Origin of the sequence: Sphingomonas glacialis (assembly GCF_014653575.1) — a bacterium.
In the GTDB taxonomy this organism is placed as follows: domain Bacteria; phylum Pseudomonadota; class Alphaproteobacteria; order Sphingomonadales; family Sphingomonadaceae; genus Sphingomonas; species Sphingomonas glacialis.
Map to the genome: position 1 here is coordinate 30,733 of NZ_BNAQ01000003.1, position 26,449 is coordinate 57,181.

Annotated in this window: 27 protein-coding genes; 17 read left to right on the plus strand and 10 right to left on the minus strand. The window is 67.5% G+C overall.

The window, feature by feature from the left end; translation table 11 throughout:
- Window position 1 precedes the first annotated feature (1 nt).
- The 3 genes from IE187_RS10865 to IE187_RS10875 form a co-directional block, all read right to left on the minus strand.
- Window positions 2-793, minus strand: coding sequence for a hypothetical protein (locus IE187_RS10865; RefSeq protein WP_189676289.1), 792 nt, complete (start codon window positions 791-793; stop codon window positions 2-4).
- Window positions 794-967: 174 nt separating this feature from the next.
- Window positions 968-1,672, minus strand: a complete 705-nt coding sequence (locus tag IE187_RS10870) for an NlpC/P60 family protein (RefSeq protein ID WP_189676290.1) — start codon at window positions 1,670-1,672, stop codon at window positions 968-970.
- Window positions 1,673-1,928: 256 nt separating this feature from the next.
- Complete coding sequence (locus IE187_RS10875) at window positions 1,929-2,960, minus strand: NAD(P)H-dependent flavin oxidoreductase (RefSeq protein ID WP_189676291.1); 1,032 nt, start codon at window positions 2,958-2,960, stop codon at window positions 1,929-1,931.
- 46 nt (window positions 2,961-3,006) lie between these two features.
- On the opposite strand from IE187_RS10875, the gene IE187_RS10880 reads away from it, so the two are divergent.
- From IE187_RS10880 to IE187_RS10890, 3 genes are all read left to right on the plus strand, one after another.
- Window positions 3,007-3,423: a secondary thiamine-phosphate synthase enzyme YjbQ gene (locus IE187_RS10880; protein WP_189676292.1), complete on the plus strand. Its 417-nt coding sequence runs from the start codon at window positions 3,007-3,009 to the stop codon at window positions 3,421-3,423.
- A 222-nt stretch (window positions 3,424-3,645) separates the two neighbouring features.
- The gene (locus IE187_RS10885) at window positions 3,646-4,506 is read left to right on the plus strand and encodes an NAD(P)-dependent oxidoreductase (protein WP_189676293.1); all 861 of its coding nucleotides are present in this window, start codon (window positions 3,646-3,648) and stop codon (window positions 4,504-4,506) included.
- Between the two features lie 98 nt (window positions 4,507-4,604).
- Window positions 4,605-4,997: a hypothetical protein gene (locus IE187_RS10890; RefSeq protein WP_189676294.1), complete on the plus strand. Its 393-nt coding sequence runs from the start codon at window positions 4,605-4,607 to the stop codon at window positions 4,995-4,997.
- A 12-nt stretch (window positions 4,998-5,009) separates the two neighbouring features.
- Here the strand turns inward: IE187_RS10890 and IE187_RS10895 are convergent, their stop codons facing one another.
- Window positions 5,010-6,284, minus strand: a complete 1,275-nt coding sequence (locus tag IE187_RS10895) for an aspartate kinase (RefSeq protein WP_189676295.1) — start codon at window positions 6,282-6,284, stop codon at window positions 5,010-5,012.
- Between the two features lie 62 nt (window positions 6,285-6,346).
- On the opposite strand from IE187_RS10895, the gene ubiG reads away from it, so the two are divergent.
- Window positions 6,347-7,084, plus strand: coding sequence for a bifunctional 2-polyprenyl-6-hydroxyphenol methylase/3-demethylubiquinol 3-O-methyltransferase UbiG (gene ubiG / locus IE187_RS10900; RefSeq protein WP_189676296.1), 738 nt, complete (start codon window positions 6,347-6,349; stop codon window positions 7,082-7,084).
- Window positions 7,085-7,199: 115 nt separating this feature from the next.
- Here the strand turns inward: ubiG and IE187_RS10905 are convergent, their stop codons facing one another.
- Window positions 7,200-8,732, minus strand: a complete 1,533-nt coding sequence (locus IE187_RS10905) for an ABC transporter permease/substrate-binding protein (protein WP_189676297.1) — start codon at window positions 8,730-8,732, stop codon at window positions 7,200-7,202.
- A complete protein-coding gene (locus tag IE187_RS10910) occupies window positions 8,729-9,508 on the minus strand; it encodes an ATP-binding cassette domain-containing protein (RefSeq protein ID WP_189676298.1) in 780 nt (259 codons plus the stop codon). The genes IE187_RS10905 and IE187_RS10910 overlap by 4 nt, the downstream gene beginning before the upstream one ends.
- 148 nt (window positions 9,509-9,656) lie before the next feature.
- Here IE187_RS10910 and IE187_RS10915 point away from each other — a divergent pair, with 148 nt between their 5' ends.
- Entirely contained in the window at window positions 9,657-10,460 is an 804-nt protein-coding gene (locus IE187_RS10915; protein ID WP_189676299.1) for an SDR family oxidoreductase, read from the plus strand.
- 12 nt (window positions 10,461-10,472) lie between these two features.
- On the opposite strand, the gene IE187_RS10920 is transcribed toward IE187_RS10915, so the two are convergent.
- A complete protein-coding gene (locus IE187_RS10920; protein WP_189676300.1) occupies window positions 10,473-10,766 on the minus strand; it encodes a 4a-hydroxytetrahydrobiopterin dehydratase in 294 nt (97 codons plus the stop codon).
- 50 nt (window positions 10,767-10,816) lie between these two features.
- On the opposite strand from IE187_RS10920, the gene IE187_RS10925 reads away from it, so the two are divergent.
- The 4 genes from IE187_RS10925 (at window position 10,817) to IE187_RS10940 (ending at window position 15,680) form a co-directional block, all read left to right on the plus strand.
- Window positions 10,817-11,230, plus strand: a complete 414-nt coding sequence (locus tag IE187_RS10925; RefSeq protein ID WP_189676301.1) for a metallopeptidase family protein — start codon at window positions 10,817-10,819, stop codon at window positions 11,228-11,230.
- Window positions 11,227-11,811, plus strand: coding sequence for a heme ABC exporter ATP-binding protein CcmA (gene ccmA, locus IE187_RS10930; protein WP_189676302.1), 585 nt, complete (start codon window positions 11,227-11,229; stop codon window positions 11,809-11,811). Before IE187_RS10925 ends, ccmA begins: the two co-directional genes overlap by 4 nt.
- Window positions 11,808-12,452, plus strand: coding sequence for a heme exporter protein CcmB (locus IE187_RS10935; RefSeq protein WP_189676303.1), 645 nt, complete (start codon window positions 11,808-11,810; stop codon window positions 12,450-12,452). Before ccmA ends, IE187_RS10935 begins: the two co-directional genes overlap by 4 nt.
- 132 nt (window positions 12,453-12,584) lie before the next feature.
- Window positions 12,585-15,680, plus strand: a complete 3,096-nt coding sequence (locus IE187_RS10940; protein WP_189676304.1) for an efflux RND transporter permease subunit — start codon at window positions 12,585-12,587, stop codon at window positions 15,678-15,680.
- Window positions 15,681-15,698: 18 nt separating this feature from the next.
- Here the strand turns inward: IE187_RS10940 and IE187_RS10945 are convergent, their stop codons facing one another.
- Window positions 15,699-17,393: a class I adenylate-forming enzyme family protein gene (locus tag IE187_RS10945; RefSeq protein WP_189676305.1), complete on the minus strand. Its 1,695-nt coding sequence runs from the start codon at window positions 17,391-17,393 to the stop codon at window positions 15,699-15,701.
- 66 nt (window positions 17,394-17,459) lie between these two features.
- Between IE187_RS10945 and lgt the strand changes: the two genes are divergently transcribed.
- The 4 genes from lgt (at window position 17,460) to pgeF (ending at window position 20,820) form a co-directional block, all read left to right on the plus strand.
- Window positions 17,460-18,362: a prolipoprotein diacylglyceryl transferase gene (gene lgt / locus IE187_RS10950; protein ID WP_189676306.1), complete on the plus strand. Its 903-nt coding sequence runs from the start codon at window positions 17,460-17,462 to the stop codon at window positions 18,360-18,362.
- Between the two features lie 93 nt (window positions 18,363-18,455).
- On the plus strand, window positions 18,456-19,553 hold the full coding sequence (locus IE187_RS10955) for a class I SAM-dependent methyltransferase (RefSeq protein WP_438810926.1): 1,098 nt from the start codon (window positions 18,456-18,458) through the stop codon (window positions 19,551-19,553).
- Window positions 19,550-20,059, plus strand: a complete 510-nt coding sequence (locus IE187_RS10960; RefSeq protein WP_133191540.1) for a GNAT family N-acetyltransferase — start codon at window positions 19,550-19,552, stop codon at window positions 20,057-20,059. The genes IE187_RS10955 and IE187_RS10960 overlap by 4 nt, the downstream gene beginning before the upstream one ends.
- Entirely contained in the window at window positions 20,056-20,820 is a 765-nt protein-coding gene (pgeF, locus tag IE187_RS10965; protein ID WP_189676307.1) for a peptidoglycan editing factor PgeF, read from the plus strand. Before IE187_RS10960 ends, pgeF begins: the two co-directional genes overlap by 4 nt.
- A 120-nt stretch (window positions 20,821-20,940) precedes the next feature.
- On the opposite strand, the gene IE187_RS10970 is transcribed toward pgeF, so the two are convergent.
- Complete coding sequence (locus IE187_RS10970; RefSeq protein WP_189676308.1) at window positions 20,941-21,321, minus strand: VOC family protein; 381 nt, start codon at window positions 21,319-21,321, stop codon at window positions 20,941-20,943.
- Window positions 21,322-21,414: 93 nt separating this feature from the next.
- Here IE187_RS10970 and IE187_RS10975 point away from each other — a divergent pair, with 93 nt between their 5' ends.
- The 3 genes from IE187_RS10975 to IE187_RS10985 all read left to right on the plus strand — a co-directional run bounded on the left by IE187_RS10975 (window position 21,415) and on the right by IE187_RS10985 (window position 24,268).
- Entirely contained in the window at window positions 21,415-22,740 is a 1,326-nt protein-coding gene (locus IE187_RS10975) for a cystathionine gamma-synthase family protein (protein WP_189676309.1), read from the plus strand.
- 76 nt (window positions 22,741-22,816) lie between these two features.
- Window positions 22,817-23,209: a DUF2147 domain-containing protein gene (locus IE187_RS10980; RefSeq protein WP_189676310.1), complete on the plus strand. Its 393-nt coding sequence runs from the start codon at window positions 22,817-22,819 to the stop codon at window positions 23,207-23,209.
- 39 nt (window positions 23,210-23,248) lie between these two features.
- The gene (locus tag IE187_RS10985) at window positions 23,249-24,268 is read left to right on the plus strand and encodes an adenosine deaminase (protein WP_189676311.1); all 1,020 of its coding nucleotides are present in this window, start codon (window positions 23,249-23,251) and stop codon (window positions 24,266-24,268) included.
- Window positions 24,269-24,276: 8 nt separating this feature from the next.
- Here IE187_RS10985 and murA read toward each other — a convergent pair whose 3' ends face one another.
- Window positions 24,277-25,560 carry a UDP-N-acetylglucosamine 1-carboxyvinyltransferase gene (murA, locus tag IE187_RS10990; protein ID WP_189676312.1) on the minus strand — a complete coding sequence of 428 codons (1,284 nt, stop codon included), beginning with the start codon at window positions 25,558-25,560 and terminating at the stop codon, window positions 24,277-24,279.
- A gap of 183 nt (window positions 25,561-25,743) precedes the next feature.
- Between murA and IE187_RS10995 the strand changes: the two genes are divergently transcribed.
- Complete coding sequence (locus IE187_RS10995; protein ID WP_133192163.1) at window positions 25,744-26,439, plus strand: Crp/Fnr family transcriptional regulator; 696 nt, start codon at window positions 25,744-25,746, stop codon at window positions 26,437-26,439.
- Window positions 26,440-26,449: the final 10 nt, after the last annotated feature.

Sequence of the window (26,449 nt, forward strand, 5' to 3'; positions counted from 1 at the left end):
CTCAGCGGCGCGGGCGCGTCGCAGCGAGCGTGCGCGGCGCACCACCGTGGACTTCGCGCCCCTCGGGATCGGGCAGCAACGCGACTTGATCGAGCTGGATCCACGGCGTCGCGCGCGGCGCTGCGCGGCGCTGCGCGACGATCGGCGGCGGCGCTGGTGCCGTGATCGCAGCCGGCGCTGCGCCCGCGCGCCAGCGATCGTAGCGCGCGTAGAAATCGGTAAAGGCGCCGTCGAGCACCGGCAGGCGCGCCGCCGCGAAGGCGGGGAACGCTGCGGGTGCGATCGTCTCGCTCTCCGCGAGAATCTGCGTCGCCGACGCGCAGAAGGTGTCGTGCGCAAAGCCCTGCGAGAAGAAATTGTAGAGCACGGTCATCGCATGGTCGTAGCGCGCGCGCCACGCGGTCCCGCCGCCGCTGCGATATTCGTCGGCGAGCCTTGCTTCGGAGTCGCGCAAGACGCTGCTCTGGCGCGTGAGGATTGCATTGTAGCGCGCGGCGACGAGCGCATCGCCGGGGCCGCGGCACGCGAGCGCCGCGACGTTGAGCCCGGCGCGAAAGTGCCAGACGGTCGCCGCTGCGCTGAGCGCGCGATTGGGCGTGGCGTACGATCCGTCGGCGAGGCGCGCGGGGATCGGCATTCCGGGATAGCTGCCCGCAGGGGGCGCCGTGGCGGCGATCGCCACGGGGGGCGGCGTGACCGTCGCGACCGATGGCAAGCGATGCGATGCGCATCCGCTCATCACCGCGACTCCAGCCAGCAACAGCGCGGACGCCGAAATTCGAATCCATCTCATCACGCAACTCCAGTCCGGGACTTGGGTGTCGCATGACAGGGTTAATGCGGCGTTACCGGGCGGAGGTCGGCGATGCCGAGACGCGGTGATCCGCGCGCTCGATCAACCGCTGCCGGGGAACGACGAGGCTGCGGGCGGAGGCTCGGCACTTGAACCGATGGACCGTGCGCCGCGTCAGACTTCGACCTGGTTGCCGACACCCGGAACCTGCGCGAGCACCGGCCCGCCCGTCGCAGGCAAGGCGGTGTTCGGCCATCGCGCGGCGAGAAACCGTTCGCGCGGCTTGCCGATGATCGACACCGCGTTGCCCTGATTGCCGCCGAGGATCAGGAAATCGCCGACTTGGTCTTCGCCGACATAGAAGCCGACATGGCCTTTGCCGCTGCCCTCCGACTCGCGCCAGAACACCATGATAGCGCCCGGCTGCGGCGCGACTTTCTTGCCGAATGTCTCATACGACCGCGCGCCGAGCGGGTTGGCGGGGAGCGGCTCGCGCGGCAGTTGCGACGCGATGCAATGGCCGACGAAGAGCCCGCACCACGGAACATCGTCGTCGTCGTATGCAATGTGCAGATCGCGCGCCCATTCCAGGATCTGCTGGTTGCTGCCGGCGCCAGTATCTTCCTTCAACCCGAGCAAGCGATACGCCTCGGCAAGCCAGGGGATCGTCGAGGCGAGCGTCAGCGTCGCGGGATCGGTGCCGGGGATCAGCTTGGCGAGCGTCTGCCGCCCGACGATCCCATCGGGCATCAGTCCTGCGGCGGACTGGAATGCCAGGATCGCGGCGATCGTCTTTCGCCCGCGCACGCCGTCGAGCGGCCCGGGATCGAAGCCCTTTGCCTGCAGCGCCTCCTGCACATCGAGCAAGTTCGTCGTCATCGGCCAACCCCATCAAGAGTATCGATAGACGCTGTACGACGCTAAACAGTATCCGATGGATCGTTGGCCATGACCAACGACTCGAGATCGATGTCTTGTGGCATATTTCAGGGCTTTTTACCATCGCCGCCACCTATAGTGGCGGCGGGTCGACCGAGACACGGAAGGACCTCGGCCCAATCAACACCCCTGATATTGACCTAATTTGTATCTTTAACTTGCGTAAGGCGAACGCCGCACGCGTCGCGCGCAACCTTTAGGCTGCGCGCTGCTCGAGCGCCGCCGCAGCCTCGGCCATCAGCAGCGCGATGATCTCGGCGACGGGCTCTTCCTTGGTCACCATCCCGACCGACTGGCCCGCCATCAGGCTGCCATGCTCGACATCGCCGTCGATCACCGCGCGGCGCAGCGCGCCCGCCCAATAATGCTCGATCTGCAATTGCGCCTCGGCCATCGCGACCTTGCCCTCGTCGAGCAGTTGCGCGACTTCGCGCTGCTTGGCGGTGAACAGGTCGCCGCCGGCATTCTTGAGCGCGCGCACCGGGATGACGGGCAGGCGCGGATCGATCTGCACGCTCGCCACCGCATCGCGGGCAGATGCACGCAGGAACGCCTTCTTGAAATTGGCATGCGCGATGCTCTCGGTCGCGCAGACGAAGCGCGTGCCGAGCTGGACGCCCGCCGCGCCCATGTCGAGATACGCCGCGATCCCCTCGCCGCGGCCGATTCCGCCCGCCACGAACACCGGCACCTTGTCGGCGACTTCGGGGAGGATTTCCTGCGCGAGCACGCTGGTCGACACCGGGCCGATATGCCCGCCCGCCTCCATCCCCTCGACGACGAGCGCGTCGACGCCCGAGCGAATCAGCTTCTTGGCGAGCGACAGCGCAGGGGCAAAGCAGATCAGCTTCGCGCCGTTCGCCTTGATCGCATCGATCGATCCCGTCGGCGGGAGGCCGCCTGCCAGCACGACATGGCCCACGCCGTGGCGGTTGCACACGTCGATCAGGTCGAACAGCGCGGGGTGCATCGTGATGAGGTTCACGCCGAACGGCTTGTCGGTCAGCGTCTTGGTCGCGGCGATCTCGCGGTCGAGCAGCTCGGGCGTCATCGCGCCGCATGCGATCAGCCCGAAGCCGCCCGCGTTCGACACCGCGGCGACGAGGTTGCGCTCTGACACCCACGACATCGCGCCGCACAGGATCGCGACCTCCGAGCCAAGAAATGCGGAACCGCGCGCCATGCGCCGGGCGAGGCGCGCTGCGCCGGTCGAGGAGATTTCGTTCATGCGCGCTGGCCTAGCCGCGCGCGGGGCTTTGGGGCAAGCCCGCGTCATGCGACAGACTTCGACCGAACTGATGATTGCGACCCCCGGACAAGGCCTCCACGAGATGACCGACGCGGTAGTACGCTGGGTCGCGGACAGCGCGATCGAGACGGGGTTGCTGACATTGTTCGTCCGCCACACCTCGGCATCGTTGCTGATTCAGGAAAATGCGGCGCCCGCCGCGCAGCGCGACGTCGAGCGCTATTTTGCGAAGATCGCGCCGGAGAGCGCGGGGTATGAGCATGACGATGAGGGGCCCGACGACATGCCCGCGCATCTGCGCGCGGCGCTGACCGCGACGAGCTTGTCGATTCCGGTGGTGGGCGGGAGGCCGGTGCTGGGAATGTGGCAGGGAATTTATCTGTTCGAACATCGCACGAATGCGCATCGGCGGCGGGTGGCGGTGCATTTGATCGGGGAGTAGAAGAAGAAGAAGGCCCTCACCCAACCCTCTCCCGCAGGCGGGAGAGGGCTAAGAAAGAAGCAGCCCTCGCCACATGCAAGCCCTCTCCCGCCCTTCGCGGGAGAGGGTTGGGTGAGGGCCTTCTTCTTCCTTCGACCTTCTTCCTTCGACCACATCCGACCCCGGAACCTCCCTCCCCGCCAAACGCTTGCGCTTGCAGCTTCTCCAGACAGGATCCTCAACATGCAGATCGGTTTCATCGGGCTCGGCAAGATGGGCAGCGCTATGGCCGTCAACCTCGCCAAGGCGGGGCATCAGGTCCACGCGTGGAACCGCTCGCCGGTCGACGCAGCCGAAGTCCCCGGCGTCACGATCGTCGACAGCGTCGACACGGCGCTCGACACCGAAGTCGTGTTCACGATGCTCGCCGACGATGCCGCGATCCGCAGCGTGCTGCTCGACTCGGGCGCACTCGACACGGCGCGCGCAGGGTTGATCCATATCGTCGCCGCGACGATCTCGGTCGCCTTCTCGAAGGCACTCGCGGCAGACCATGCCGAGCGCGGCCTGGCGTACGTCGCCGCCCCCGTCTTCGGCCGCCCCGATGCCGCCGCCGCGGCGCAGCTTAATGTCGTCGTCGCAGGGCCCGAAGACGCTGTTGCCACCATCACCCCGTTGCTCGAGACGCTCTCGACCAAGGTCTGGCCGCTCGGCACCGAACCCGCCCAAGCCAATGCCGCCAAGATCGCGGGCAACATGATGATCACCATGGCGATCGAGGCGATGTCCGAGGGCGTCGCGCTGGCGGGCGACAATGGCGTCGCGGCCGACACCTTCCTCGACTTGATGACCGGCACGCTGTTCGGCGCACGCGCCTATCAAAGCTATGCGCCCAAGATCGTCTCGGGCGATTTCACGCCGGGCTTCAAGATGAAGCTCGGCCTCAAGGACCTGCGGCTCGCGACCGAGCTCGCCGATGCGGCGCAGATCACGCTGCCGGTGCTCGACGCGGTGCGCACGCGGATGGATGTCGCGGTCGATGCCGGGATGGGCGAGCAGGACTGGTCGGGCATCGCGAGCCGGCCGTACGCGCGGAAAGAATGATCGGGCGTTTCTCTCGGAAATAGCCGCGCTTCTGCAAAGGTTTGCCATCGTTCCGCCGCGATCTGTCGCCACTCCGTCCTCAGCGCGGAGGATGGCCGATGTCGGTGGTGCTGATGCTGATCCTCCAGAGCGCGGGCGCGGCCTTGCCGATCGACTTCGATCTCGCGCATTTGCCCGCGCGCGACCGCCTCGCCATCCTGCAACGTTGCGCCGCGGCGTCGACCTCCGCCGCCATCGTCGTCTGCGCCTCGCGCCACGATCGCACGCCGATGGCGGCCGAGGGCTGGGCCAATCCCGACGACGAACCCGACGACGCGCGCGTCACACGCGGCACCGGGATGGCGGCGCTCACCCCGGTTGGCGCATGCGGCATGTTCGCCGGCCAGCGCGACTGCAACAAATCCGAGATGCGCCACTTCGGCTATGGCCGCGGGCGCGATCCGGTGACGTTCGTGGGCAAGCTCGCGACCAAGCTGCTCGGCCACGACTGAGCGCGCCGCGGTTCAGGCGGCGACGTCCTCCGCATCGAGGCCATAGGCGGTGTGCAGCACGCGCACCGCGAGCTCGGTATAATCCTCCTCGATCAGCACCGAGACCTTGATCTCGCTGGTCGAGATCGCCTGGATGTTGATGCCGCGCTCGCCGAGCGTGGTGAACATCGTCGAGGCGACGCCGGCATGGCTGCGCATGCCCACGCCGACCACCGAGATCTTGGCGACGCGCGTGTCGTGGACCAGCTCGGCGAACCCGATCGCCTCGCGCCCCTGGTTGAGCACTTCGATCGAGCGCGCGAGATCGGCGGCGGGAACGGTGAAGGTCACGTCGGTCGACCCCGCGGCATGCGCGATGTTCTGGATGATCATGTCGACGTTGATGTTCGCCTGCGCGAGCGGCGCGAAGATCGCCGCGACCGCGCCGGGCTTGTCGGGAACCGCGACCAGCGTGATCTTGGCTTCGTTCTTGTCGTGCGCGATGCCGGTGATGAGCTGGCTTTCCATATCGTCGATCTCCTCCCAAAACTCATCTTCGCCCACGATCATCGTGCCGGGCAATGTATCCGCCATCGGTGCATCCTCGCCGGTGAACGAAGACAGCACTTGAACGCGCACGCCTTCCTTCATCGCGAGGCCGACCGAGCGGGTCTGCAACACTTTCGCGCCGACCGAGGCCAACTCGAGCATTTCCTCGTACGTCACCTTCTTCAGTTTGCGCGCACGCGGCACGATGCGAGGATCCGTGGTGTAGACGCCGTCGACGTCGGTGTAGATGTCGCAGCGATCGGCCTTCATCGCCGCCGCCATCGCGACCGCCGACGTGTCCGATCCGCCGCGGCCGAGCGTCGTCACGCGGCCATGCTCGTCGACGCCCTGGAACCCCGGGATCACCGCGACTTCGCCTGCGGCGAGGCTCGCCTCGAGCGCGGCCATGTCGATGTCCTGGATGCGCGCCGAGGCATGCGCGTCCGAGGTCGAGATGGCGAGCTGCCAGCCGAGCCAGCTGCGCGCAGGGACACCCGCCGCCTGCAGCGCGATCGCGAGCAGGCCGCTGGTGATCTGCTCGCCCGCCGAGACGACGACGTCATATTCCTTGGGATCGTAGAGCGACGACGCCTCGCGGCAGAAGCCCACGAGCCGGTCGGTCTCGCCCGCCATCGCCGAGACGACGACGGCGACCTGATTGCCCGCCGCCACTTCGCGTTTCACCCGCGCGGCGACGCTGCGGATACGTTCGATCCCGGCCATCGAGGTGCCGCCGAATTTCATCACGATACGGGCCATGGGTGGCAGAAGTCCTTGAGGTGGGGCTTGGGCTATGCGGGCGGTCCTGATAGAAAGCGGGCATGAACAGCGCAACCGTAACGTCTGCAACCACTATCGACCCGGCCGAGGCCGCCCATTTCGGCGCGATGGCGGCGGAATGGTGGGATCCCAAGGGCTCGTCGGCGATGCTCCACCGGCTCAATCCGGTGCGGCTGCGCTATCTGCGCGAACGGATCGACGCGCACTGGCTCGGCGATGACACGGGCTTCACCCCGCTCGCCGGCAAGCACGCGCTCGATGTCGGGTGCGGCGCAGGGCTGCTGTGCGAACCGCTCGCGCGGCTGGGGGCGGCGGTGACGGGGCTCGATGCGGCGGCGGAGAATGTCGCGGTGGCGGCGACGCACGCCGTGCAATCGGGGCTGGCGATCGCCTATCGCACCGGCAGCGTCGAGAATCTGGCGGGCGAGACGTTCGATCTGGTGACGAGCCTCGAGGTGATCGAGCATGTCACCGATCCGGCGGGGTTCGTCGCCGGGCTGGCCCGCGCGCTCGCGCCGGGCGGGTTGCTGGTGCTGTCGACGCCGAACCGTACGGCGCTGTCGCGCCTTGCGCTGATCACCTTTGCGGAAGGGACCGGCACGATCCCGCGCGGGACGCATGATTGGGACAAGTTCCTGACGCCCGAGGCGCTGACCGAACTGGTCGTCGCGGCCGGGCTCAAGGTTGTCGATGTGCGGGGGCTGGGCTTCTCGGTGGCGAAGGGCTTCGTGCTGAGCGACGACACCAAGCTCGATTATTTCGTGACCGCCACCCGCTAATTTCCTCCCCTCCCCTTCAGGGGAGGGGACGGGGGTGGGGCCGTGCCTCGCAGAGACCTAGCGCCCGTTACGTCCCCACCCCAACCCCTCCCCTGAAGGGGAGGGGCTACTCGCGCTACAACCCGACCTTGCGCTCCAGCCAGCGCGCGGCGGCATCGGGCGTCGCCTTGTCGGCATCGCGGTCGACCTGATAATTCGCCGCGCGCATCGCCTCGACCGGGATTCGCCCGACCATCGGCTGCAACGCGGCGACGAATTTCGCATCCTTCGCCCGCCCGGGCGCGACCATCAAGATCGCGTCATACCCCGGAATCGCATGGCGCGGGTCGCTCAGCACGGTGAGGTGCTGCGCCGCGATCCGCCCGTCGGACGAGAAGGCCGAGATCACATCGGCCTGCCCACTCGCCAGCGCCTGGTACATGAAGGTCGGGCTGTAGGCGTGCGACGCGCCGAACTTGAGCGGATAGGCGCGCTGCACCGCCGCCCATTCGGGCCGCTCGAGAAATTCGAGATCGGCGCCGAGCGTCAGTTGCGGCGCGACGCGCACGAGATCGTCGAGCGATGCGACGCCCCTCGCCTTGGCCGCCGCGCCCTTCATCGCAAAGGCATAGGCATTCTCGAACCCGAGCGCACCGAGCAGCCGGACCTGCGCCGTCTTCGCCGCCCAGTCGCCGATCGCCGCGACCATCGCAGGGCGCGCGGGGATGTCGCGGCGCTTCATCTCGTTGGTCCAGATCGTGCCGGCATAATCGACATAGACGTCGATCGCGTCGGTCTTGAGCGCGCCGAACACCACCGCCGAACCGAGCCCGTCGCGATATTGCACATGATAGCCCGCGCGCTCGAGCCGATGCCCGATGACGCGCGCGAGGATATATTGCTCGCCGAAATTCTTCGCGCCGATCGTGATCGTATCGCCCGAACGCGGCCACAGCGGCGTCAGCGCGAGCAGCACGCCGACGAGCAGCACGCCGCTCGCCGCCCATACCCGCCCACGCTTGCGCTGTGCGATGCCGCGCTCGATCAGCCCGAGCAACGCATCGACCGCGAGCGCCAGCGCCGCCGCGCTGAGGCAGCCGGCGAGCACCAGCGCCCAGTTCTGCGTCTGGAGCCCGGCAAAGATCATGTCGCCAAGGCTCGGCTGCCCGACCGTGGTCGACAACGTCGCAGCACCGATCGTCCATACCGCCGCAGTCCGGATCCCCGCCATCAGCACCGGCGCGACGAGCGGCGCCTCGACCAGCCGGAGCTTCTGCCACGAGGTCATCCCGACGCCATCGGCCGCCTCGATCACCGCGGGGTCGAGCCCGAGCAGCCCGGTCACGCCATTGCGCAGGATCGGCAGCAACGCATAGAGCGTCAGCGCGAGCAGCGACGGCAGGAAACCAAGCGCGGGAATCCCGCCACCGACCAGCCCCGACACGAACAGCAGCAGCGGATAGAAAAGTGCGAGCAAGGCAAGACTCGGCACGGTCTGGACGAGGCTTGCAAACCCCAACGCGACCCGCGCTACGCCGGGCTTTCGCGCCGACCAGATCGCCAGCGGCAGGCTGATCGCAAGCCCGAGCAGCAACGCCGACGCCGCCAGGAGCAGATGCGCCGCAAGCAAAGGCGGGACGCGCGTAAGTGCTTCGACGAACGGGCTCATGCGCCTTGCTCCAGCGCCTGCAATTTGCGCGCTTGTTCGCGCGGCACCGCAACCAGCGCCGCGGCGACCGGCCCGCCTTCGCCCGCGAGCAGCGCCTTTGGCGTGGCATCGGCGACGATCCGCCCCTTGTCCATCACCAGCACGCGGTCGGCGAGGATCAGCGCCTCGGCCATGTCGTGCGTCACCATGATCGTCGTCAGGCCGAGTTGGTCGTGCAGTTGCCGGATCGCGGTCCCCAGCTGGTCGCGCGTCACCGGATCGAGCGCGCCGAACGGCTCGTCGAGCAGCAGCAGCCCCGGCGCGGTCGCGAGCGCGCGCGCGACGCCGACACGCTGGCGCTGCCCGCCCGACAGCGCATCGGGGCGGCGCAGCGCGAATTCGCGCGGGAGTTCGACCAGATCGAGCAATTCTGCGACGCGTTCGGCATGCATCTTCTCGCCTGCCAGCCGCAAACCGATCGCGATGTTTTCGCCCACCGTCATATGCGGGAATAGCCCGATATTCTGGAAGACATAGCCGATCCGCCGGCGCAGCACGTGCGGCGGTTCGTCACCGACGCCCACGCCGCCGATGCGGACCTCGCCCGCGCTGGGCGCGATCAGGCGATTGATCATCTTGAGCAAGGTCGACTTGCCCGACCCCGAGCTGCCGACCAGCGCGACGAAGCTCCCCCCCGCAATCTCGACCGACACGCCGTCGACCGCGATCGTCCCGCCGGCATACGCTTTGGTGACACCATCGAAGGCGACGGCGGGGCCGGGGGACTGGACTGACATCGCACGCTTTGTGCGGGAGCTTTGCGGGAGCGTCAAACCTTGGTTCGCCCGGGCTTGTCCCAAGCGCCCGCGTATCGCACACTCGCCGCCAACGCTTGAGCGGCCCGGGCATGTCGGGACGAAACGGGCATGACGGATAGGATGCAACATGACTGAGACGCCGAAGGCAATTTTCATCACCGGCGGGGGATCGGGGATCGGCCAGGCGACCGCCAAGCTGTTCGCGGCGCGCGGCTGGCGGGTCGGGCTCGCCGACGTCAACACCGCAGGGCTTGCCGCCACCGCCGCGATGCTGCCCGCCGGGATGGTCGAGACCTATACGATGGACGTGCGCGACCGCGACGCCTGGGTCGCGCACCTCGACGCCTTCACCGCGACGACGGGCGGCCGGCTCGACGTCTTGTTCAACAATGCCGGGATCGGCTCCGGCGGCCCGATCGCCGAGATGAGCTTCGATGATCTCGACCGCGTCGTCGCGATCAACCTCGTCGGCGTGCTCAACGGCGCGAAGATCGGCTACCCCTATCTCGCGCGCACGCCGGGCTCGTGCCTGCTCAATACCGCGTCGGCGTCGGCGATCTACGGCTCCTCGGGCCTGCCGGTCTATTCGGCCACCAAGTTCGGCGTCCGCGCGCTGACCGAGGCGCTCGACGGCGAATGGTATGGCGCCGGGATCAAGGTGCGCGATCTCGTCCCGAGCTTCATCGACACGCCTTTGCTCGCGACGCCCGCGGGCAACAGCAATTACTCGATCAAGCAAGTCGTCACCAACGCCGGTCTCGAGCTGACCAATGTCGACAAGGTCGCGCAGGCGGCGTGGGATGCGGTCCACGGCGACAAAGTCCACACCTATGTCGGCAAGACTGCCGACAAGATGGCGTTCGCCGCGCGCTGGATGCCGGGCAGCTTGCGCAAGCGGATGCGCCGCGGGACGATCGGCTCAGCCCAATAATCAGCCCAATAATCAGCCAAGCAAAGCGTCGATCGCCTCGGCCAGCGCCACGTCCTTGTGCGACAATCCGCCGGCATCGTGCGTGGTGAGCAGCACATCGACGCGGTTCCACACGTTCGACCATTCGGGATGGTGATTGGCCTTCTCCGCGAGCAGCGCGACGCGCGTCATGAAGGCGAACGCTTCGCTGAAATCGGCGAAGGTGAAGCGCCGCGTGATCGCGTCGCGCGCCTCGTCATAGTCCCATTCGTCGAGCGTATCGAGCGCCTCTGCCCGGTCGTCTTCGCTCAGCGGTTCAACGTGCACGCTTGCTCTCCTGCTGGCGCACGGCGCGCCTTCGCCGTAAGGCATAGCCAATGCCGCCCGCCGATCAACCGCGTAACCCGCCCGACGCCGCCACGATCGAAGCGATCGCGCGCGCGACGATCGCCGGGCTCCCCGCCGAGTTCCGCGCACACCTCGGCGATGTCGTGCTGATCGTCGAGGATCTCGCCGATGACGAGACGCTCGACGCGCTCGGCATCGCGCATCCGCTCGATCTGACCGGGCTCTATCACGGCCGCCCGGTCGGCGAGAAATCGTCGATGGACAGCGGTGGCCTGCCCGACCGGATCCATCTCTATCGCCGCGCGATCCTCGACGAATGGATCGAGACCGGGGTCGATCTCAACGCGCTCGTCGCGCACGTCACGATCCATGAGATCGGGCATCATTTCGGGCTGTCCGACGACGACATGCACGCGCTCGAGGATTCGGCGGGCGCGGCGTGACGCCCGTCTTCGCCTTCCGCGACGTGGCCTGCCTTCGGGGCGGGCGGATGCTGTTCGAACACGTCTCGTTCGCCGTCGCGCCGGGGGGCGCGGTGCTGGTGTCGGGGCCGAACGGGGTCGGCAAGTCGAGCCTGATCCGCATCGCGGCGGGCTTGCTGCGGCCGGCCGATGGCGCGGTCACCGTCCCGCCGCACCGCGCGCTGATGGCGGAAGCCGCCGCGCTCGATGCTGCGCGACCGCTCGGCGCGGCGCTGCACTTCTGGGCGACGCTCGACCCCGCCCCCGCCAGCGCGACCGAACGCGTTGCAAAGGCGCTCGATGCGGTCGGGCTCGCCACAATCGCCGCGGTGCCGGTGCGCCTGCTCTCGACCGGGCAGCGGCGCCGCGCGGCGCTGGCGCGCGTCGTGGCAAGCGGTGCGCCGTTGTGGTTGCTCGACGAGCCGGGCAACGGCCTCGACGTCGCGAGCGTCGGCCTACTCGAAGCGCTGATCGCGACGCACCGCGCCGCTGGCGGTGCGGTCGCCGTGGCGACGCATCTGCCGATCGCGCTGCCCGATGCGATGCCGGTCGTGCTCGGATGAGCGGCCTGCTCGCCCTCGTCGCGCGCGACGTGCGGATCGCCTGGGCAAGCGGCGGGATCGTCAATGCGCTCGCTTTCTTCCTGCTCGTCACGATCCTCTTTCCGTTCGCGGTCGGCCCCGACACCGCGTTGCTCGCGCGGATCGGCGGCGGGGTGATCTGGGCGGCCGCGTTGCTCGCCGCGCTGATGCCGGTCGAGCGGCTGATCGGCCCCGATGCCGAAAGCGGCGTGCTCGACCAAATGTCGGTGCGCGGGTTCAGCATGGCGGCGGTCGCCACCGCGAAGATCGCGGCGCACTGGCTCGGTTTCGGTCCGCCCTTGATGGTCGCCACGGTGCTGGCCGCCGGACTGCTCGGCTTGCCGGCGGAGACGCTGGCGGCGGTCGAGCTCGGGTTGCTGATCGGCACGCCCGGCCTCGCCGCGCTCGCGGTGGCGACATCGGCACTGGTCACCGGGTTGCGCGGGGCAGGCGCGGTCGCGGGGCTGGTGATGCTTCCGCTCGCGGTGCCGCTGCTGATCTTCGGCGCAGGCTCGATCGAAGGCGGCGTGCAGGCGGTCAAGCTGCTCGGCGCGGTGAGCCTCGTGTTGCTCGCGGGTGCGCCGTTCGTCGCGGGCGCGGCGATGCGCGGAAGCCTGGAATGATTCGCGCGCTGAACACCTGACAACGGTCACCGCAGATTTCGCTATGTGTTGCTGATATAGTACACTATAGCGCAGGCGATCCTAATCGCACGGAATGCCGGCCATGCTCACCCCAATGATGTCGTACCGCCTGTGAGCTTCCGCAATATCTCGGCCTGGTCGATCCGCAACCCGATCCCGGCGCTGGTGCTGTTCGCGATGCTGACCGTCGCGGGCATGGTCAGCTTCGCGCGGATGCAGGTCAACGACAATCCCGACATCGATTTCCCGGTGGTGATCGTCTCGGTCAGCCAGCCCGGCGCGGCGCCGAGCGAGCTCGAGAACCAAGTCACGCTCAAGATCGAAGCCGCGGTGCGCAGCCTCGCCGGGATCGACCAGATCAACTCGACGGTGTCGGAGGGCCAGTCGACCACCGTCATCCAGCTCGCGATCGGCACCCCGATCGACCGCGCCGTCGAGGACGTCCGCGGCGCGGTGCAGCAAGTGCGCAGCGCGCTACCCGACGGAATCCTCGAGCCGCAGATCGCGCGCGCCGACACGACCGGCAACGACCTGGCGAGCTATGCCGCGATCGGCACCGACATGACGATCGAGCAGCTCAGCTGGTATATCGACAATACCGTGGCGAAGGAGCTGCTGTCGGTCCCCGGCATGGCCAATGTCGATCGCAACGGTGGGGTCAATCGCGAGATCCGCGTGATCCTCGATCCGCTCAAGCTGCAGGCGCAGGGGCTGACCGCGGGCGACGTCAATCTGCAATTGCGCCAGGTCAACCTCAACGCCGCGGGCGGGCGGGCGCAGATCGCGGGATCGGAACAGGCGGTCCGCGTGCTCGGCAACGCCCACACCGCGTCCGAGCTCGGCCGCACGCTGATCAGCGCGGGCAATGGCCGGACGGTCAAGCTCGACGATCTCGGCGTCGTGCGCGATCTCTATGCCGAGCAACGCTCGGCCTCGGCACTCGACGGGCGGCCGGTCCTGAGCTTCGATTTCCAGCGTGCGAAGGGCGGGTCGGACGTGTCGGTGTTCCACGGCGCCGAGGCCAAGCTCGCCGCGCTCGAGAAGCGCTTTCCCAAGGTGCATTTCAAGCTGATCTTCAACCAGGTCAAATATACCGAGATGCAATATCACTCGGCGATCGACACGATGATCGAGGGTGCGGTGCTCGCGGTGATCGTCGTGTTCGTCTTCCTGCGCGACTGGCGCTCGACCGTCATCTCGGCGCTCGCAATCCCGCTCTCGGCGATCCCGACCTTTTGGGTGATGGACTTGATGGGCTTCACGCTCAACGGCATCAGCCTGCTCGCGCTCAGCCTGGTTGCGGGCGTGCTGGTCGACGACGCGATCGTCGAGATCGAGAATATCGTGCGCCACATGCGGATGGGCAAATCCGCCTATCAGGCGGCGATCGACGCCGCCGACGAGATCGGCCTCGCGGTGCTCGCCACCACGATGGCGATCGTCGCGGTGTTCCTGCCCGTCGGGCTGATGCCGGGGATTTCGGGCCAGTTCTTCAAGAACTTTGGCCTGACGATCGTCGTCGCGGTGCTGATGAGCCTCGCCGTCGCGCGTCTCGTCACGCCGATGATCGCGGCCTATTTCCTCAAGGCGCACGGGAGCCATGCGCATGGCGAGGGGCGGATCATGGACCTCTATATGGCGGTGCTGCGATGGACGCTGATGCACCGCTGGTCGGCGGTGGTCGGCGGGATGGCGGCGCTCGCGCTGACGGTGGTGTGCGCGGGCGCGCTGCCGATGACCTTCCAGCCCGACCAGGACAACGATGCCTCGACCGCCACGATCGAACTCGTCCCCGGCTCGACGCTCGCGCAGACGCAAGCCGTGGTCGATCAAGTCGCGCAGCTGCTGAAGCGCCAGCCCGATGTCGAAACGACCTATCAGCGCGCAAACGTCGGCAGCGGGCGAGTCACCGCGATCTTCAAGCCCGGCAAGACGCAATCGAGCAACGCGTTCGAACGCGCGCTCGCCCCACAGCTCGCGCAGATCGCCGATGCGCGCGTCGCGTTCCGCTCGAACAATGGCGGTAGCAGCGGGCGCGATTTGTCGATCACGCTGGCGGGCTCGGACCCCGATTTGCTGCGCAAGACCGCGGTGACGCTGGTCGGCCAGATGGGCCGCCTCCCGACGGTCACCGCGCCGCGCATCATCGGCGACCTGCAGCGCCCCGAAATCGTCATCACGCCGCATATGGATCTCGCGGCGAGCATGGGCGTCACCACCGCGGCGCTGTCGAGCGCGATCCGCGTCGCGACGCTCGGCGACATCGACCAGAACAGCGCGAAATTCTCGCTCAGCGACCGGCAAGTCCCGATCCGCGTCGCGCTCGACCAGAATGCGCGCACGCGGCTCTCGACGATCCAGAACCTGCCGGTGCAGACCGCGAGCGGCGGCTCGGTCCCGCTCGGGCTGCTCGCCGCGATCAGCTTCGGCGCGGGGCCGACCAAGATCGAGCGCGTCGCGCAGCAGCGCCAGATCACGATCGGCGCCGATCGCGCGCCGGGCGTCGTCAGCGGCACCGCGATGGAGCAGATCAACGCGCTGCCGATCCTGCGCAACCTGCCGATCGGCGTCGGCAAGCTGACGCTCGGCCAGCAGAAGTTCGAGACCGAGATGATCAACAATTTCATCGCGGCGGTGGTGTCGGGCATCCTGCTGGTGTTCGCGGTGCTGGTGCTGCTCTACCGCCGCATCCTCGCGCCGTTCGTCAATCTCGGCTCGTTGATGCTGGCGCCGCTCGGCGGGTTGCTCGCACTGCTGGTGACGGGCAACCCGATCTCGATGCCGGTGCTGATCGGCTTGCTGATGCTGCTCGGCATCGTCGCCAAGAACTCGATCCTGCTGATCGATTTCGCGCTCGAGGAAATGGCGAAGGGGGTCGATCCGTTCGTCGCGATCCTCGATGCCGGGCACAAGCGCGCGCAGCCGATCGTGATGACCACGGTGGCGATGGTCGCCGGCATGGTGCCGACCGCGCTGTCGCTCGGCGGCGACGGCTCCTGGCGCGCGCCGATGGGAATCACCGTGATCGGCGGGTTGTTGCTCTCGACCGTGCTGACGCTGGTGATCGTGCCGGCGAGCTTCAGCCTGGCGATGGGGATCGAGCGCTGGATCGGCCCGCGGCTCGGACGGCGGCTGCTGACCTATCGGCCCGAGGAGACCGCGCTGACGGTGCGATCGACCACATACCAGCACGCGCACCTGCAATAGCCGCGGACGCGGCGGGGCTCAGCCCCCCGCCGCGGCGAGCGCGCGATAGGTCGCGCGGAGCGTGACCTTGTCGATCTTCTCGGTGCCGAGCCGCGGCAGCGCCTGATCGACGAACCAGATCCTCGCGGGCACCTTGAACGCCGCGATATGCTCGAACAGGAAGGCGCAGAGATCCTCGGTGCTCAGCGCCGCGCCGTCGCGCAGCAGGACAACGGCGCCCGGCACCTCACCGAAACGCTCGTCGGCTAGGCCGAACACCGCTGCCTCGGCCACCGCGGGATGCTCGTAGATCGCCGCCTCGACTTCCTGGCACGAGATGTTCTCGCCGCCGCGGATGATGATGTCCTTCTTGCGATCCACGATGAACAGATAGCGGTCCTCGTCGAGATACCCGATATCGCCGGTCAGGAAATAGCGATCGGCCGTGAACGCCGCCGCGGTCGCATCGGGGCGGCCGTAATATTTGGTGAAGTTGCACACCGAGCGAATCGCGACCTCGCCGCGCTCGCCTTGCGCGACCGGCTTGCCGTTGCCGTCGACGATCGCGAGATCGATCAGCGGGAGCGAGGCGCGGCCGGTCGAATTGGGCTTGGCGAGGTAATTGTCGCGGAAATTGCCGCAGCCCGCGCCATTGGTCTCGGTCAGGCCGTAGCCGAGCAGCGGCTTTGGCCCGCCCATCTCCTCGGAGATGCGGCGGACATGCTCGATCGGGCGCGGCGCGCCGCCTGCCGCGAAATCGGACACGCTCGACAGATCGTAGTCGGCGCGCTTCGGGTGCGTCAGGATCTCGAAGCTCATCAGCGGCACGCCGACGAAATAGGTGACGGTTTCGGCCTGGATCAGCCGCATCGCTTCCTCGGCATCCCATTTCGGCATGAGCACGAGCTTGCGCCCCATGGCGAAGCTCTGGAGGAACACCGGCACCTCCGCCGTCACATGGAACAGCGGCACGTTGAGCAAGGTCGCATGCTGCGTCGGCGGCGCGGCGCCGTCGGCGGTCGAGATCGACAGCATGACGAGCGCCTGGACCAGATAATTGTAGACCGCCTGCGTCACCGCGCGATGGTTGCTGATCGCGCCCTTCGACTGGCCGGTCGAGCCCGAGGTGAACAGGATCGTCGCCGAATCGGTCGGCGCGACGCTCGGCAGCGCGGCGTCGCTCGAGCCGAGCAAGGCGGCCAGCGCGACGGCGAGCGGCTGGCTGTCCTCGATCGTCACCACCGCCACCTCGAGATCGGCGATCGCGGCAAGCCGCTTGGTGCGCGGCGGATCGGCGAAGACGAGGCTGCATTCGACATCGGCCATCGCCGCGGCGAGTTCCTCGGACTGCCACCAGCCGTTGAGCAGCGTGGCCACGCCGCCCGCCATCGTAATGCCCATGTAGAGCACGATCCACGACGGCGAATTGCGCATCGCGATCCCGATCCGGTCACCCGGCGCAACGCCGTGGCCACCGACCAGCGTCGCCGCGACGCGCGCTGCCGCAGCATAGACCTCGGCAAAGGTCAGCCGCTCGTCGCCCGCGACGAGGAAGGTCTTGGCGGCATGCTCGTTGCAGTAATGCGCGAAATAGGGCGGCAGCGTCTGCGGCACGCCGGTGATCAGCGGGAGATCGTTCCCGTCGACGTGCACGCTGCCGAGCGCCAGCGGACCGCCTGCGCCGGTCAATTGCGCGAGCGCGGAATCCATCCGTTGATCGAGTTTGCTCGGCATTCGCGCTCTCCACTTGGTCTTATCGCCTGGCGCCATTATGGAGGCGCAAATTCCAGGGGAAAAGCCTTGTTCCTGACTGCCGCCCTCCCCATCCTCGCTGCCGCTACGGCAGGCGTCGATCCGCACCTACATTTTACCGATCTGCACCTCAATCCGGTCGCGATCGACCTGCATTTCTTCCAGATCAAATGGTATTCGCTCGCCTATATCAGCGGAATTCTGCTCGGCTGGTGGTATCTGCTAAAGCTGATCGCGCAGCCCGGCAGCCCGATGGCGCGGCGTCATGCCGACGATCTGGTGTTCTACGCGACGCTCGGCATCATCCTCGGCGGGCGGCTCGGCTATGCGATCTTCTACGCGCCGCACCTGCTGACCTCGCTCGGGCTGTTCAAGCTGTGGGATGGCGGCATGTCGTTCCATGGCGGGATGATCGGCACGTCGATCGGCATCATCCTGTTCGCGCGGAGCCAGAAGCTCGATTGGCTGCGAATCCACGATTATCTCGCCTGCGTGGTGCCGTTCGGGCTGTTTTTCGGGCGGATCGCCAATTTTGTGAACGGCGAATTGTGGGGCAAACCCGCCGACGTGCCATGGGCGATCGTGTTCCGTGACACGGTGCAGACCGGCATGATCGAACCCGCGCGGCATCCGAGCCAGCTGTACGAGGCGGGGCTCGAGGGGATCGCCTTGTTCCTCGTCCTGTGGTTCGCCTTCTGGAAGACCAAGGCGCGCTACGAGCCGGGCAAGCTCGTCGGGCTGTTCCTGCTCGGCTACGGCCTCGCGCGCTTCATCGTCGAATTCTTCCGCGAGCCTGATTCGCAGTTCAGCGGAACGTTCTTTGCGACGACGATTCACATGGGCCAGGTGCTGACGCTGCCGATGATCGTCGGCGGGCTGTATCTCGTCCTAACCGCCAAGGGCCGCCGCCACCGCGTCGAGCCAATCGCGGGCGGGCAGAGCGTGGCGTAATCTCGCTGCTTGCCTCCCTCCCGCAAGCGGGATGCGCCCTTCTTGCTCCACTCCCGCTTGCGGGAGGGGCTGGGGGAGGGCAGTGAGCAACCCATGACAGTGCCCGTTTCAGACGCCCCTCCCCCGGCCCCTCCCGCAAGCGGGAGGGGGGAAGAAGGAGCCCCCCTCGCCGACCGCCTCGCCCGCGCGATCACGCTCGCCGGGCCGATCTCACTCGCGCAGTATATGGCTGCCGCCAACGCGCACTATTACGCGACGCGCGATCCGCTCGGCGCGGGCGGCGATTTCACCACCAGCCCTGAAATCAGCCAGATGTTCGGCGAGCTGATCGGCCTGTGGTGCGCCGACCTGTGGGACCGCGCGGGCCGCCCAGACGTCGCATGGGTCGAGCTCGGCCCCGGCCGCGGGACGCTCGCCGCCGACGCGTGTCGCGCGATGGCCAAGGCCGGCTTCACCCCGCCGGTCCATTTCGTCGAGACCAGCCCCGTGCTGCGCACCGCGCAAGCGACCCGCGCACCCGGCGCGACCTGGCACGATTCGATCGACACGCTGCCGAGCGACCTCCCACTTCTGATCGTCGCCAACGAATTCTTCGACGCGCTTCCCGTCCGGCAATTGGTCAAGCGCGCCGATGGCTGGTTCGAGCGGCTCGTCGCCTGCCAGGACACGCTGTTCCTGCCGATCGCGGGCAAGCAGATCCCCGATGCAGTCGTCCCCGAGACGCTGCGCGATGCGACGCCGGGATCGGTGATCGAGACCTCCCCCGCCAGCGTCGCGATCCTGCGCAGCCTCGCGCAGCGGATCGTCGCGCAGGGCGGCGCACTGCTGGCGGTCGATTATGGCTATGACGGACCCGCGCTCGGCGACACGCTGCAGGCGGTGCGCGGCCATGCGTTTGCCAACCCGTACGAACACCCCGGCGAGCAGGATCTCACCGCGCATGTCGATTTCGGTACACTCGCCGCCGCCGCACTGGTCGAGCGCGCGGCGGTCGCCGGGCCGATCGGCCAGGGCGCGTTCCTCGCAGCACTCGGCATCGACGCCCGCGCTGCCGCTTTGTCGAAGGCCGCACCCGGCCGCGCCGAGCAAATCGCGCTCGACAAAGCGCGGCTGACACGGGAAATGGGCGACCTTTTCCAGGTCCTCGCCGTGTCCGCACCGGGTTGGCCCAACCCCGCAGGTTTTGCATGATCACCTATCGCGACGCGCGCACGATCGACGGCCCGGCACTCGCCGCCATGGCGCGGCGCTCGTTCACCGAGACCTTCGGAACGCTCTACAGCGACGCAGATCTCTCGGCGTTCCTCGACGAAGCGTTCGGGCCGAACGGCTTGCCGTCGCAGCTGTCCGATCCCGATTTCACGATCCGCCTCGCGCTCGCCGATGACGAGATCGTCGGCTATGTGAAGATGGGCCCGGTCACCTTCCCCGGCGAATGGCGCCCCGATGCGATCGAGCTCTATCAATTCTACGTGCTCTCGGGCTGGCACGGCCAGGGCGTCGCGCAGGAACTGATGGCCTGGGCGCTCGATTTCTCGCGCGAACACGGCGCGCGCGAGGTGATCCTCAGCGTCTATGTCGACAATCACCGCGCACATCGCTTCTACGAGAAATACGGCTTCGAGGATATCGGGCGGATTGCCTTCCGCGTCGGCGAGACGGTCGATGACGACAATCTGATGCGGCTGGTGCTGTGAGCACACCCGTCGAGGTGATCACCGCGCGGACGCTCGCGGGGGTCGCGCACGGGTTTCTCGGACGGATCGGCGGCGTTTCGGGCGGGGTTCATGCCGGGCTGAACGTCGGGATCGGATCCGACGACGATGCCGCCGCGGTCGCCGAGAACCGCGCGCGCGCGACCGAGGCGGTCGTCCCGGGTGCGACGCTGGTGACGCTCTACCAGATCCACTCCGCCGAATGCGTGACGGTGCGCGGAAGCTTCGACGAAGCCCTGCGCCCGCGCGCCGATGCGCTGGTGACCGACCGGCCGGGGCTCGCGCTCGGCATCCTCACCGCCGATTGCGCGCCGGTGCTGCTCGCCGACCGCGAGGCGGGGGTGGTTGGCGCGGCGCATGCCGGGTGGAAGGGCGCGCTCGGCGGCGTGACCGACACGACGATCCTCGCGATGGAAGCGCTCGGCGCCAAGCGCGAGCGGATCGCCGCGGCGATCGGCCCGTGCATCGCGCGCGCGAGCTACGAGGTCGATACAGGCTTCGCGCAGCGGTTCGAGGCCGACGATCCGGCGAACGAGCGCTTCTTCGCCGAGGGTCGTGCGGGGCATTTCCAGTTCGATCTCGAAGCCTATGTCGCGCACCGGCTTGCTGCTGCGGGGGTGATGCGCGTCGCAATGCTCGGGCTCGACACCTATGCTGACGAAGCGCGCTTCTTCAGCTACCGCCGCGCGACGCATCGCGGCGAGCCCGATTACGGGCGGCAGATCTCGATCATCGGGCTGTAGCGGTGTTCTCCCCTCCCCTTCAGGGGAGGGGCTGGGGGTGGGGCCGTGTCTCACCGAGCGTGGCGCCCGTTACTGCCCCACCCCAACCCCTCCCCTGAAGGGGAGGGGCGTGCCCGGTCATCACCGCGTTCTGAATTCCTCGGGCGTCGTCAGCTGCGTCAGGATCAGCCCATTGCCGTCGGGGTCCTTCAGCATCGTGAAGCGCCCCCACGGCTGCGCGTCGACCGGCGACAGCGGCACGCCCAGCGCGCCGATCCGCGCATATTCGGCATCGACATCGTCGACCCCCAGCATCAGCCCCTGCACGCCGCCCGGCGGCATCGCATCGAACCACGTCACCAGCGCGATCGTCGCGCCACCATCGCTGGGCTGGAGCTGGATCCAGCGCATGCCGGGCCCCATCGGCTCGTCGCGCAGCACCGCGAGCCCGATCACGCGCGTGTAAAAATCCAACGCCGCCGCCGGATCGCGCACCGGCACAGAAACCACCGCAACCGCCATGTCCCGTCCCCCCGTCGCTCCACCGCGCAGATGGTTTCAATTGACACTATCTCGCGGTACACGATCCTACCGTATTTTTAGCGAGGACGCAGCATGGCCGACAAACTCGAAACCGAAGCCGATCTGACCGGCGTCGCCCCGCGCACCAAGCCCAAGCCGTCGATCGAGAAGATCGGCGACCGCAAGCTGAAACCATCGACGCTGATGATGGGCCACGGCTATGACCCGGCGCTGTCCGAAGGCTCGCTCAAGCCCCCGATCTTCGCCACCTCGACCTACGTCTTCCCCAATGCGGCCGCGGGCAAGCGCCACTTCGAAGGCGTCACCGGAAAGCGCCCGGGCGGCTCGGAAGGCCTCGTCTATTCGCGCTTCAACGGCCCGAACCAGGAGATTCTCGAGGATCGCCTCGGCGTGTGGGAAGAGGCCGAGGACGCGCTCGTCTTCTCGAGCGGCATGTCGGCGATTGCGACGCTGTTCCTGTCGATGGTCAAGCCGGGCGACACGATCGTCCATTCGGGCCCGCTTTATGCCGCGACCGAGACGCTGATCGCGCGCATCCTCGGCCGCTTCGGCGTGAAGTGGCTCGATTTCCCGGCGGGCGCGACGCGTGAGGAGATCGATGCGGTGATGACCGAGGCGGCGACTGGGAATGTCGCGCTGATCTATCTCGAAAGCCCCGCCAATCCGACCAACGCCTTGGTCGACATTCAGGCAGTGGCGGCGAGTCGCGACGCGATCTTCACCGGCGACGCCAAGCCGCCGATCGCGATCGACAACACCTTCCTCGGGCCGCTGTGGCTCAAGCCGCTCCAGCACGGCGCCGACATCGTCGTCTATTCGCTGACCAAATATGCCGGCGGGCACAGCGATCTCGTCGCGGGCGGCGTGCTCGGATCGAAGGCGCACATCAACACGATCCGGCTGATGCGCAACACGATCGGCACGATCTGCGACCCCAATACCGCGTGGATGCTGATGCGCAGCCTCGAGACGCTCGAACTGCGGATGAGCCGCGCGGGCGAGAATGCGGTCAAAGTCTGCGGCTTCCTGCGCGGCCACCCCAAGGTCGAACGCGTCGGCTATCTCGGCTTCCTCGCCGACAGCCCCGGCATGGAGCGCCAGGCCGACATCTACGCGCGCCACTGCACCGGCGCTGGCTCGACCTTCTCGCTGATCGTGCGAGGCGGCGAGAAGGAAGCCTTCGCCTTCCTCGATGCGCTCAAGATCGCCAAGCTCGCCGTGTCGCTCGGCGGCACCGAGACGCTCGCTTCGCATCCGGCGGCGATGACGCATCTGTCGGTCGCCGACGAGCGCAAGCAAGCGCTCGGCATCACCGACAATCTCGTGCGCATCTCGATCGGCGTCGAGGATGCCGACGATCTCATCGCCGATTTCGCGCAGGCCCTCGACGCGATCTGACGCGTTCAACGGGGGGACAGGTCTGCGGCGCTACAGCGCCGCAGACCCCGCTTGTGAAAGGTGTGCGATGCGACCGATGATGATGACGCTGGCCGCAGCGATGCTGGCCTTGCTCCCCGAAGCGGTGCTCGCCGCGCCGCCGACCGGCACATGGACCAACCCGCAAAAGTCGGTTCGCGTCGTGTTCCGGAAGTGCGGCCGCGCGATGTGCGGCAAGATCGTCTGGGCGAGCCCCAAGGCGCAATCGGATGCCGAACGCGGTGGTGGCGGGCCGCTGGTCGGCACGATGCTGTTCAGCGATTTCGTCGAGCAGCGCCGCGGGTTGTGGAACGGCAGCGTGCTGATCCCCGACATCGGCCAGACCGTCACGGGGACGATCGAGCAGACCGGACCCGACACGCTCGTCGGCGAAGGCTGCCTGCTCGCGGGCTTCGGCTGCAAGCGCCAGACCTGGACGCGAACGCGCTGAACCCTTGCCGCGCAGCCGTGATCGGGCGATGACGGCGGGATGATTGATTCCGACTTCATCGCCGGCCTGCCCAAGGCCGAACTCCACCTCCATATCGAGGGCAGCCTCGAGCCCGAACTGATGTTCGCGCTCGCCAAGCGCAACGGCATCGCGATCCCGTTCGCCAGCGTCGAGGATGTCCGCGCGGCCTACAATTTCTCGCGGCTGCAGGATTTTCTCGACATCTATTATGCCGGGGCCGACGTGCTGCGCGAGGCCCGCGATTTCCACGACCTCGCCGCCGCCTATTTCGATCGTGCGGCCGCCGACGGCGTCGTCCATGCCGAGATCATGTTCGACCCGCAGACGCACACCGCGCGCGGCGTCGCGTTCGAGACGGTGATCACCGGCCTGCTCTCGGCGATCGACGAAGCCAAGGCCAAGCACGGCATGTCGGTGCAGCTGATCCTGTCGTTCCTGCGGCATCTCGACGAAGCCGACGCGATCGCCACGCTCGATGCGGCACGGCCGTGGGTCGACCGGATCGGCGCGGTCGGCCTCGATTCGTCCGAGCTCGGCCACCCGCCCGAGAAATTCGCGCGCGTCTTCGCGCAGGCGCGCGCGCTGGGGCTCAAGCTCGTCGCGCATGCCGGCGAGGAAGGTCCGCCCGAGTACGTCTATCAAGCGCTCGACCTGCTCGGCGTCGACCGGCTCGACCATGGCAATCGCAGCCTCGAGGATCCGCTGCTCGTCACGCGGCTCGCGCGCAGCGGCATGACGCTGACGGTGTGCCCGCTGTCGAACCTCAAGCTGTGCGTCGTCGACGACATGACCGCGCATCCGATCGACCGAATGCTGCGCGAGGGGCTTCGCGCGACCGTCAATTCGGACGATCCGGCCTATTTCGGCGGGTATATCGCGGACAATTACCGCGCGATCGCGGCGGCACGCGGCCTTGGCCGCGACGATCTCGTCACGCTCGCGCGCAACAGCTTCCTCGGCTCGTTCCTGCCCGACGCTGCCGTCACCGCGCATCTTGCCCGGCTCGACGCCTATGTCGCACAGGCGCCCGCCGAGTAGGGAAGCCCTCAGCCGTCGCCGACACGCTCGATGTCGGCGCCGACTGCGCTCAGTTTCTCCTCGAGCCGCTCATAGCCGCGGTCGAGGTGATAGACTCGGCTGACCTGCGTCTCGCCGTCCGCCACGAGCCCGGCGATGATCAAGCTCATCGACGCGCGCAGATCGGTCGCCATCACTTGCGCACCGGTCAGCTTGGGCACGCCGCGGACCACCGCGGTGCGGCCGTGGACTTCGATGTTCGCGCCCATCCGCGCGAGCTCGGGCACGTGCATGTAGCGATTCTCGAAGATCGTCTCGGTCAGCACGCTCGCGCCGTCGGCCATGCACAGCATCGCCATGAACTGCGCTTGCATGTCGGTGGCGAAGCCCGGGAACGGCGCGGTCGACAGCGTGAGCGGCTTGATCTCGCCAGAGGCCGAGACGAGCAGATTGTCGCCGCGCTCCTCGAGCGTGACGCCCGCCTCGATCAGCGCGGCGGTCGTCGCGCGCATGTCGTCCATCTTGATGCCGACGAGTTCGACCGAACCCCCGGTGATCGCGGCGGCACACGCATAGCTGCCCGCCTCTATCCGGTCGGGCATCACGCGATAGGTCGCGCCGTGGAGCCGGTCGACGCCTTCGATCTCGAGCGTCTCGGTGCCGATCCCGTTGATCTTCGCGCCCATCGCGACGAGCAGATTGCACAGATCGACGATCTCGGGCTCGCGCGCGGCATTCTCGATCCGGCTGCCACCCTTGGCGAGCACGGCTGCCATCACGACATTCTCGGTCGCGCCGACCGAGACGATCGGGAAGGCGTAGATGCCGCCCGACAGTCGCCCGCCCGGCGCGATCGCCTTGACGTAGCCCGCCGCCATCTCGAGCTGCGCGCCGATCGCCTCGAGCGCCTTGAGATGCAAGTCGATCGGACGATTGCCGATCGCGCAGCCGCCCGGCAGCGACACCGTTGCCTCGCCCGCACGCCCGATCAACGGGCCCAGCACGAGGATCGACGCGCGCATTTTCCGCACGATGTCGTACGGCGCCTCGGTGGCGGTCAGCTTGCCCGCGCGGATCGTCATGACGCGTCCGAAATCCTCGGGGCGCGCGCCCTCGATCCGGGTCGAGCAGCCAAGCTGGTTGAGCAGATGCCCGAAACTGTCGACATCGGCGAGCCGCGGCAAGTTGCGCAGCGTGACCGGCTCTTCGGTCAGCAATGCGCACGGCATCAGCGTCAACGCGGCGTTTTTCGCCCCGGAAATGGGAATGCGGCCAGAAAGGCGGTTGCCGCCACGAATGAGAATACGGTCCATGCCCTCGTTTATCGCCTCGCCTGAAAGGCGCAAGCAGGTTACACCGTGTTATAAAGGTGAAACACGCGTCTCGACCGGTTGATCGATTTTAATGCATTGTTTCTTGCGCGCTGCTTTGTGCACCTAATCAAGGGGGATTTTTCGCGCGTGCCAGGAAGTTACTTCGCCGACCGTTTGACCGGGATGGTCGTGTTAAGCGAAAACGAACGGCTCGCGCTGGCACGGTTGGAGGAGCGTGAGCGGCCAGTCCGCCGTGGGATGACGCTGCACCGCGAGCGCGATCGTACCGGCGACGTCTATATCCTGCGCAAGGGGACGATGATGAGCTCGGTGCTGCTCGACGATGGCAGCCGGCAGATTTTGCGCTTCCATTTCCCCGGCGACATGCTGGCGACCGCGAGCATGATCTATCGCGAGGCGCCCGAGACGATCACGGCAGTCTCCGAGTGTATCGTCGCCCCGTTCGAGCGATCGGCCTTCGCCGCGCTGTATACCGAGCATCCACGGCTCGCCGCGCTGATCATGGTCTATAACCAGATCGAGCGTGCAGCGCTGACCGACCGGCTGGCAGCGCTCGGCCGGACATCGGCCAAAGCGCGTGTCGCGGCGATCCTGATCGAGATGCGCAACCGCATGCAGACCGAGGTCGACGGCACGGCCAGCTTCGTGCTCGGCTTGACGCAGGAAGAGATTGGCGACGCGACCGGGCTCACCGCGGTCCATGTCAATCGCATGCTGCGCCAGCTCGAGGAGGAAGCGCTGATCGCGCGCGAAAGCGGGCGGATCAGCTTTCTCGACGAGCGCGCGATGCTGCGTACCGCGAATTACATCGACCGGTACGCCAAGCTCAATCTCGATTGGTTGCCGCCCGCGAACTGAGGCGGCGCCG

Coding starts and splice junctions, on each gene's coding strand:
- IE187_RS10865 (WP_189676289.1), bottom strand. CDS start 793: ATGAGATGGATTCGAATTTCGGCGTCCGCGCTGTTGCTGGCTGGAGTC.
- IE187_RS10870 (WP_189676290.1), bottom strand. CDS start 1,672: ATGACGACGAACTTGCTCGATGTGCAGGAGGCGCTGCAGGCAAAGGGC.
- IE187_RS10875 (WP_189676291.1), bottom strand. CDS start 2,960: ATGAACGAAATCTCCTCGACCGGCGCAGCGCGCCTCGCCCGGCGCATG.
- IE187_RS10880 (WP_189676292.1), top strand. CDS start 3,007: ATGCGACAGACTTCGACCGAACTGATGATTGCGACCCCCGGACAAGGC.
- IE187_RS10885 (WP_189676293.1), top strand. CDS start 3,646: ATGCAGATCGGTTTCATCGGGCTCGGCAAGATGGGCAGCGCTATGGCC.
- IE187_RS10890 (WP_189676294.1), top strand. CDS start 4,605: ATGTCGGTGGTGCTGATGCTGATCCTCCAGAGCGCGGGCGCGGCCTTG.
- IE187_RS10895 (WP_189676295.1), bottom strand. CDS start 6,284: ATGGCCCGTATCGTGATGAAATTCGGCGGCACCTCGATGGCCGGGATC.
- ubiG (WP_189676296.1), top strand. CDS start 6,347: ATGAACAGCGCAACCGTAACGTCTGCAACCACTATCGACCCGGCCGAG.
- IE187_RS10905 (WP_189676297.1), bottom strand. CDS start 8,732: ATGAGCCCGTTCGTCGAAGCACTTACGCGCGTCCCGCCTTTGCTTGCG.
- IE187_RS10910 (WP_189676298.1), bottom strand. CDS start 9,508: ATGTCAGTCCAGTCCCCCGGCCCCGCCGTCGCCTTCGATGGTGTCACC.
- IE187_RS10915 (WP_189676299.1), top strand. CDS start 9,657: ATGACTGAGACGCCGAAGGCAATTTTCATCACCGGCGGGGGATCGGGG.
- IE187_RS10925 (WP_189676301.1), top strand. CDS start 10,817: ATGCCGCCCGCCGATCAACCGCGTAACCCGCCCGACGCCGCCACGATC.
- IE187_RS10935 (WP_189676303.1), top strand. CDS start 11,808: ATGAGCGGCCTGCTCGCCCTCGTCGCGCGCGACGTGCGGATCGCCTGG.
- IE187_RS10945 (WP_189676305.1), bottom strand. CDS start 17,393: ATGCCGAGCAAACTCGATCAACGGATGGATTCCGCGCTCGCGCAATTG.
- IE187_RS10955 (WP_438810926.1), top strand. CDS start 18,456: ATGACAGTGCCCGTTTCAGACGCCCCTCCCCCGGCCCCTCCCGCAAGC.
- IE187_RS10960 (WP_133191540.1), top strand. CDS start 19,550: ATGATCACCTATCGCGACGCGCGCACGATCGACGGCCCGGCACTCGCC.
- IE187_RS10970 (WP_189676308.1), bottom strand. CDS start 21,321: ATGGCGGTTGCGGTGGTTTCTGTGCCGGTGCGCGATCCGGCGGCGGCG.
- IE187_RS10975 (WP_189676309.1), top strand. CDS start 21,415: ATGGCCGACAAACTCGAAACCGAAGCCGATCTGACCGGCGTCGCCCCG.
- IE187_RS10980 (WP_189676310.1), top strand. CDS start 22,817: ATGATGATGACGCTGGCCGCAGCGATGCTGGCCTTGCTCCCCGAAGCG.
- IE187_RS10985 (WP_189676311.1), top strand. CDS start 23,249: ATGATTGATTCCGACTTCATCGCCGGCCTGCCCAAGGCCGAACTCCAC.
- murA (WP_189676312.1), bottom strand. CDS start 25,560: ATGGACCGTATTCTCATTCGTGGCGGCAACCGCCTTTCTGGCCGCATT.
- IE187_RS10995 (WP_133192163.1), top strand. CDS start 25,744: ATGGTCGTGTTAAGCGAAAACGAACGGCTCGCGCTGGCACGGTTGGAG.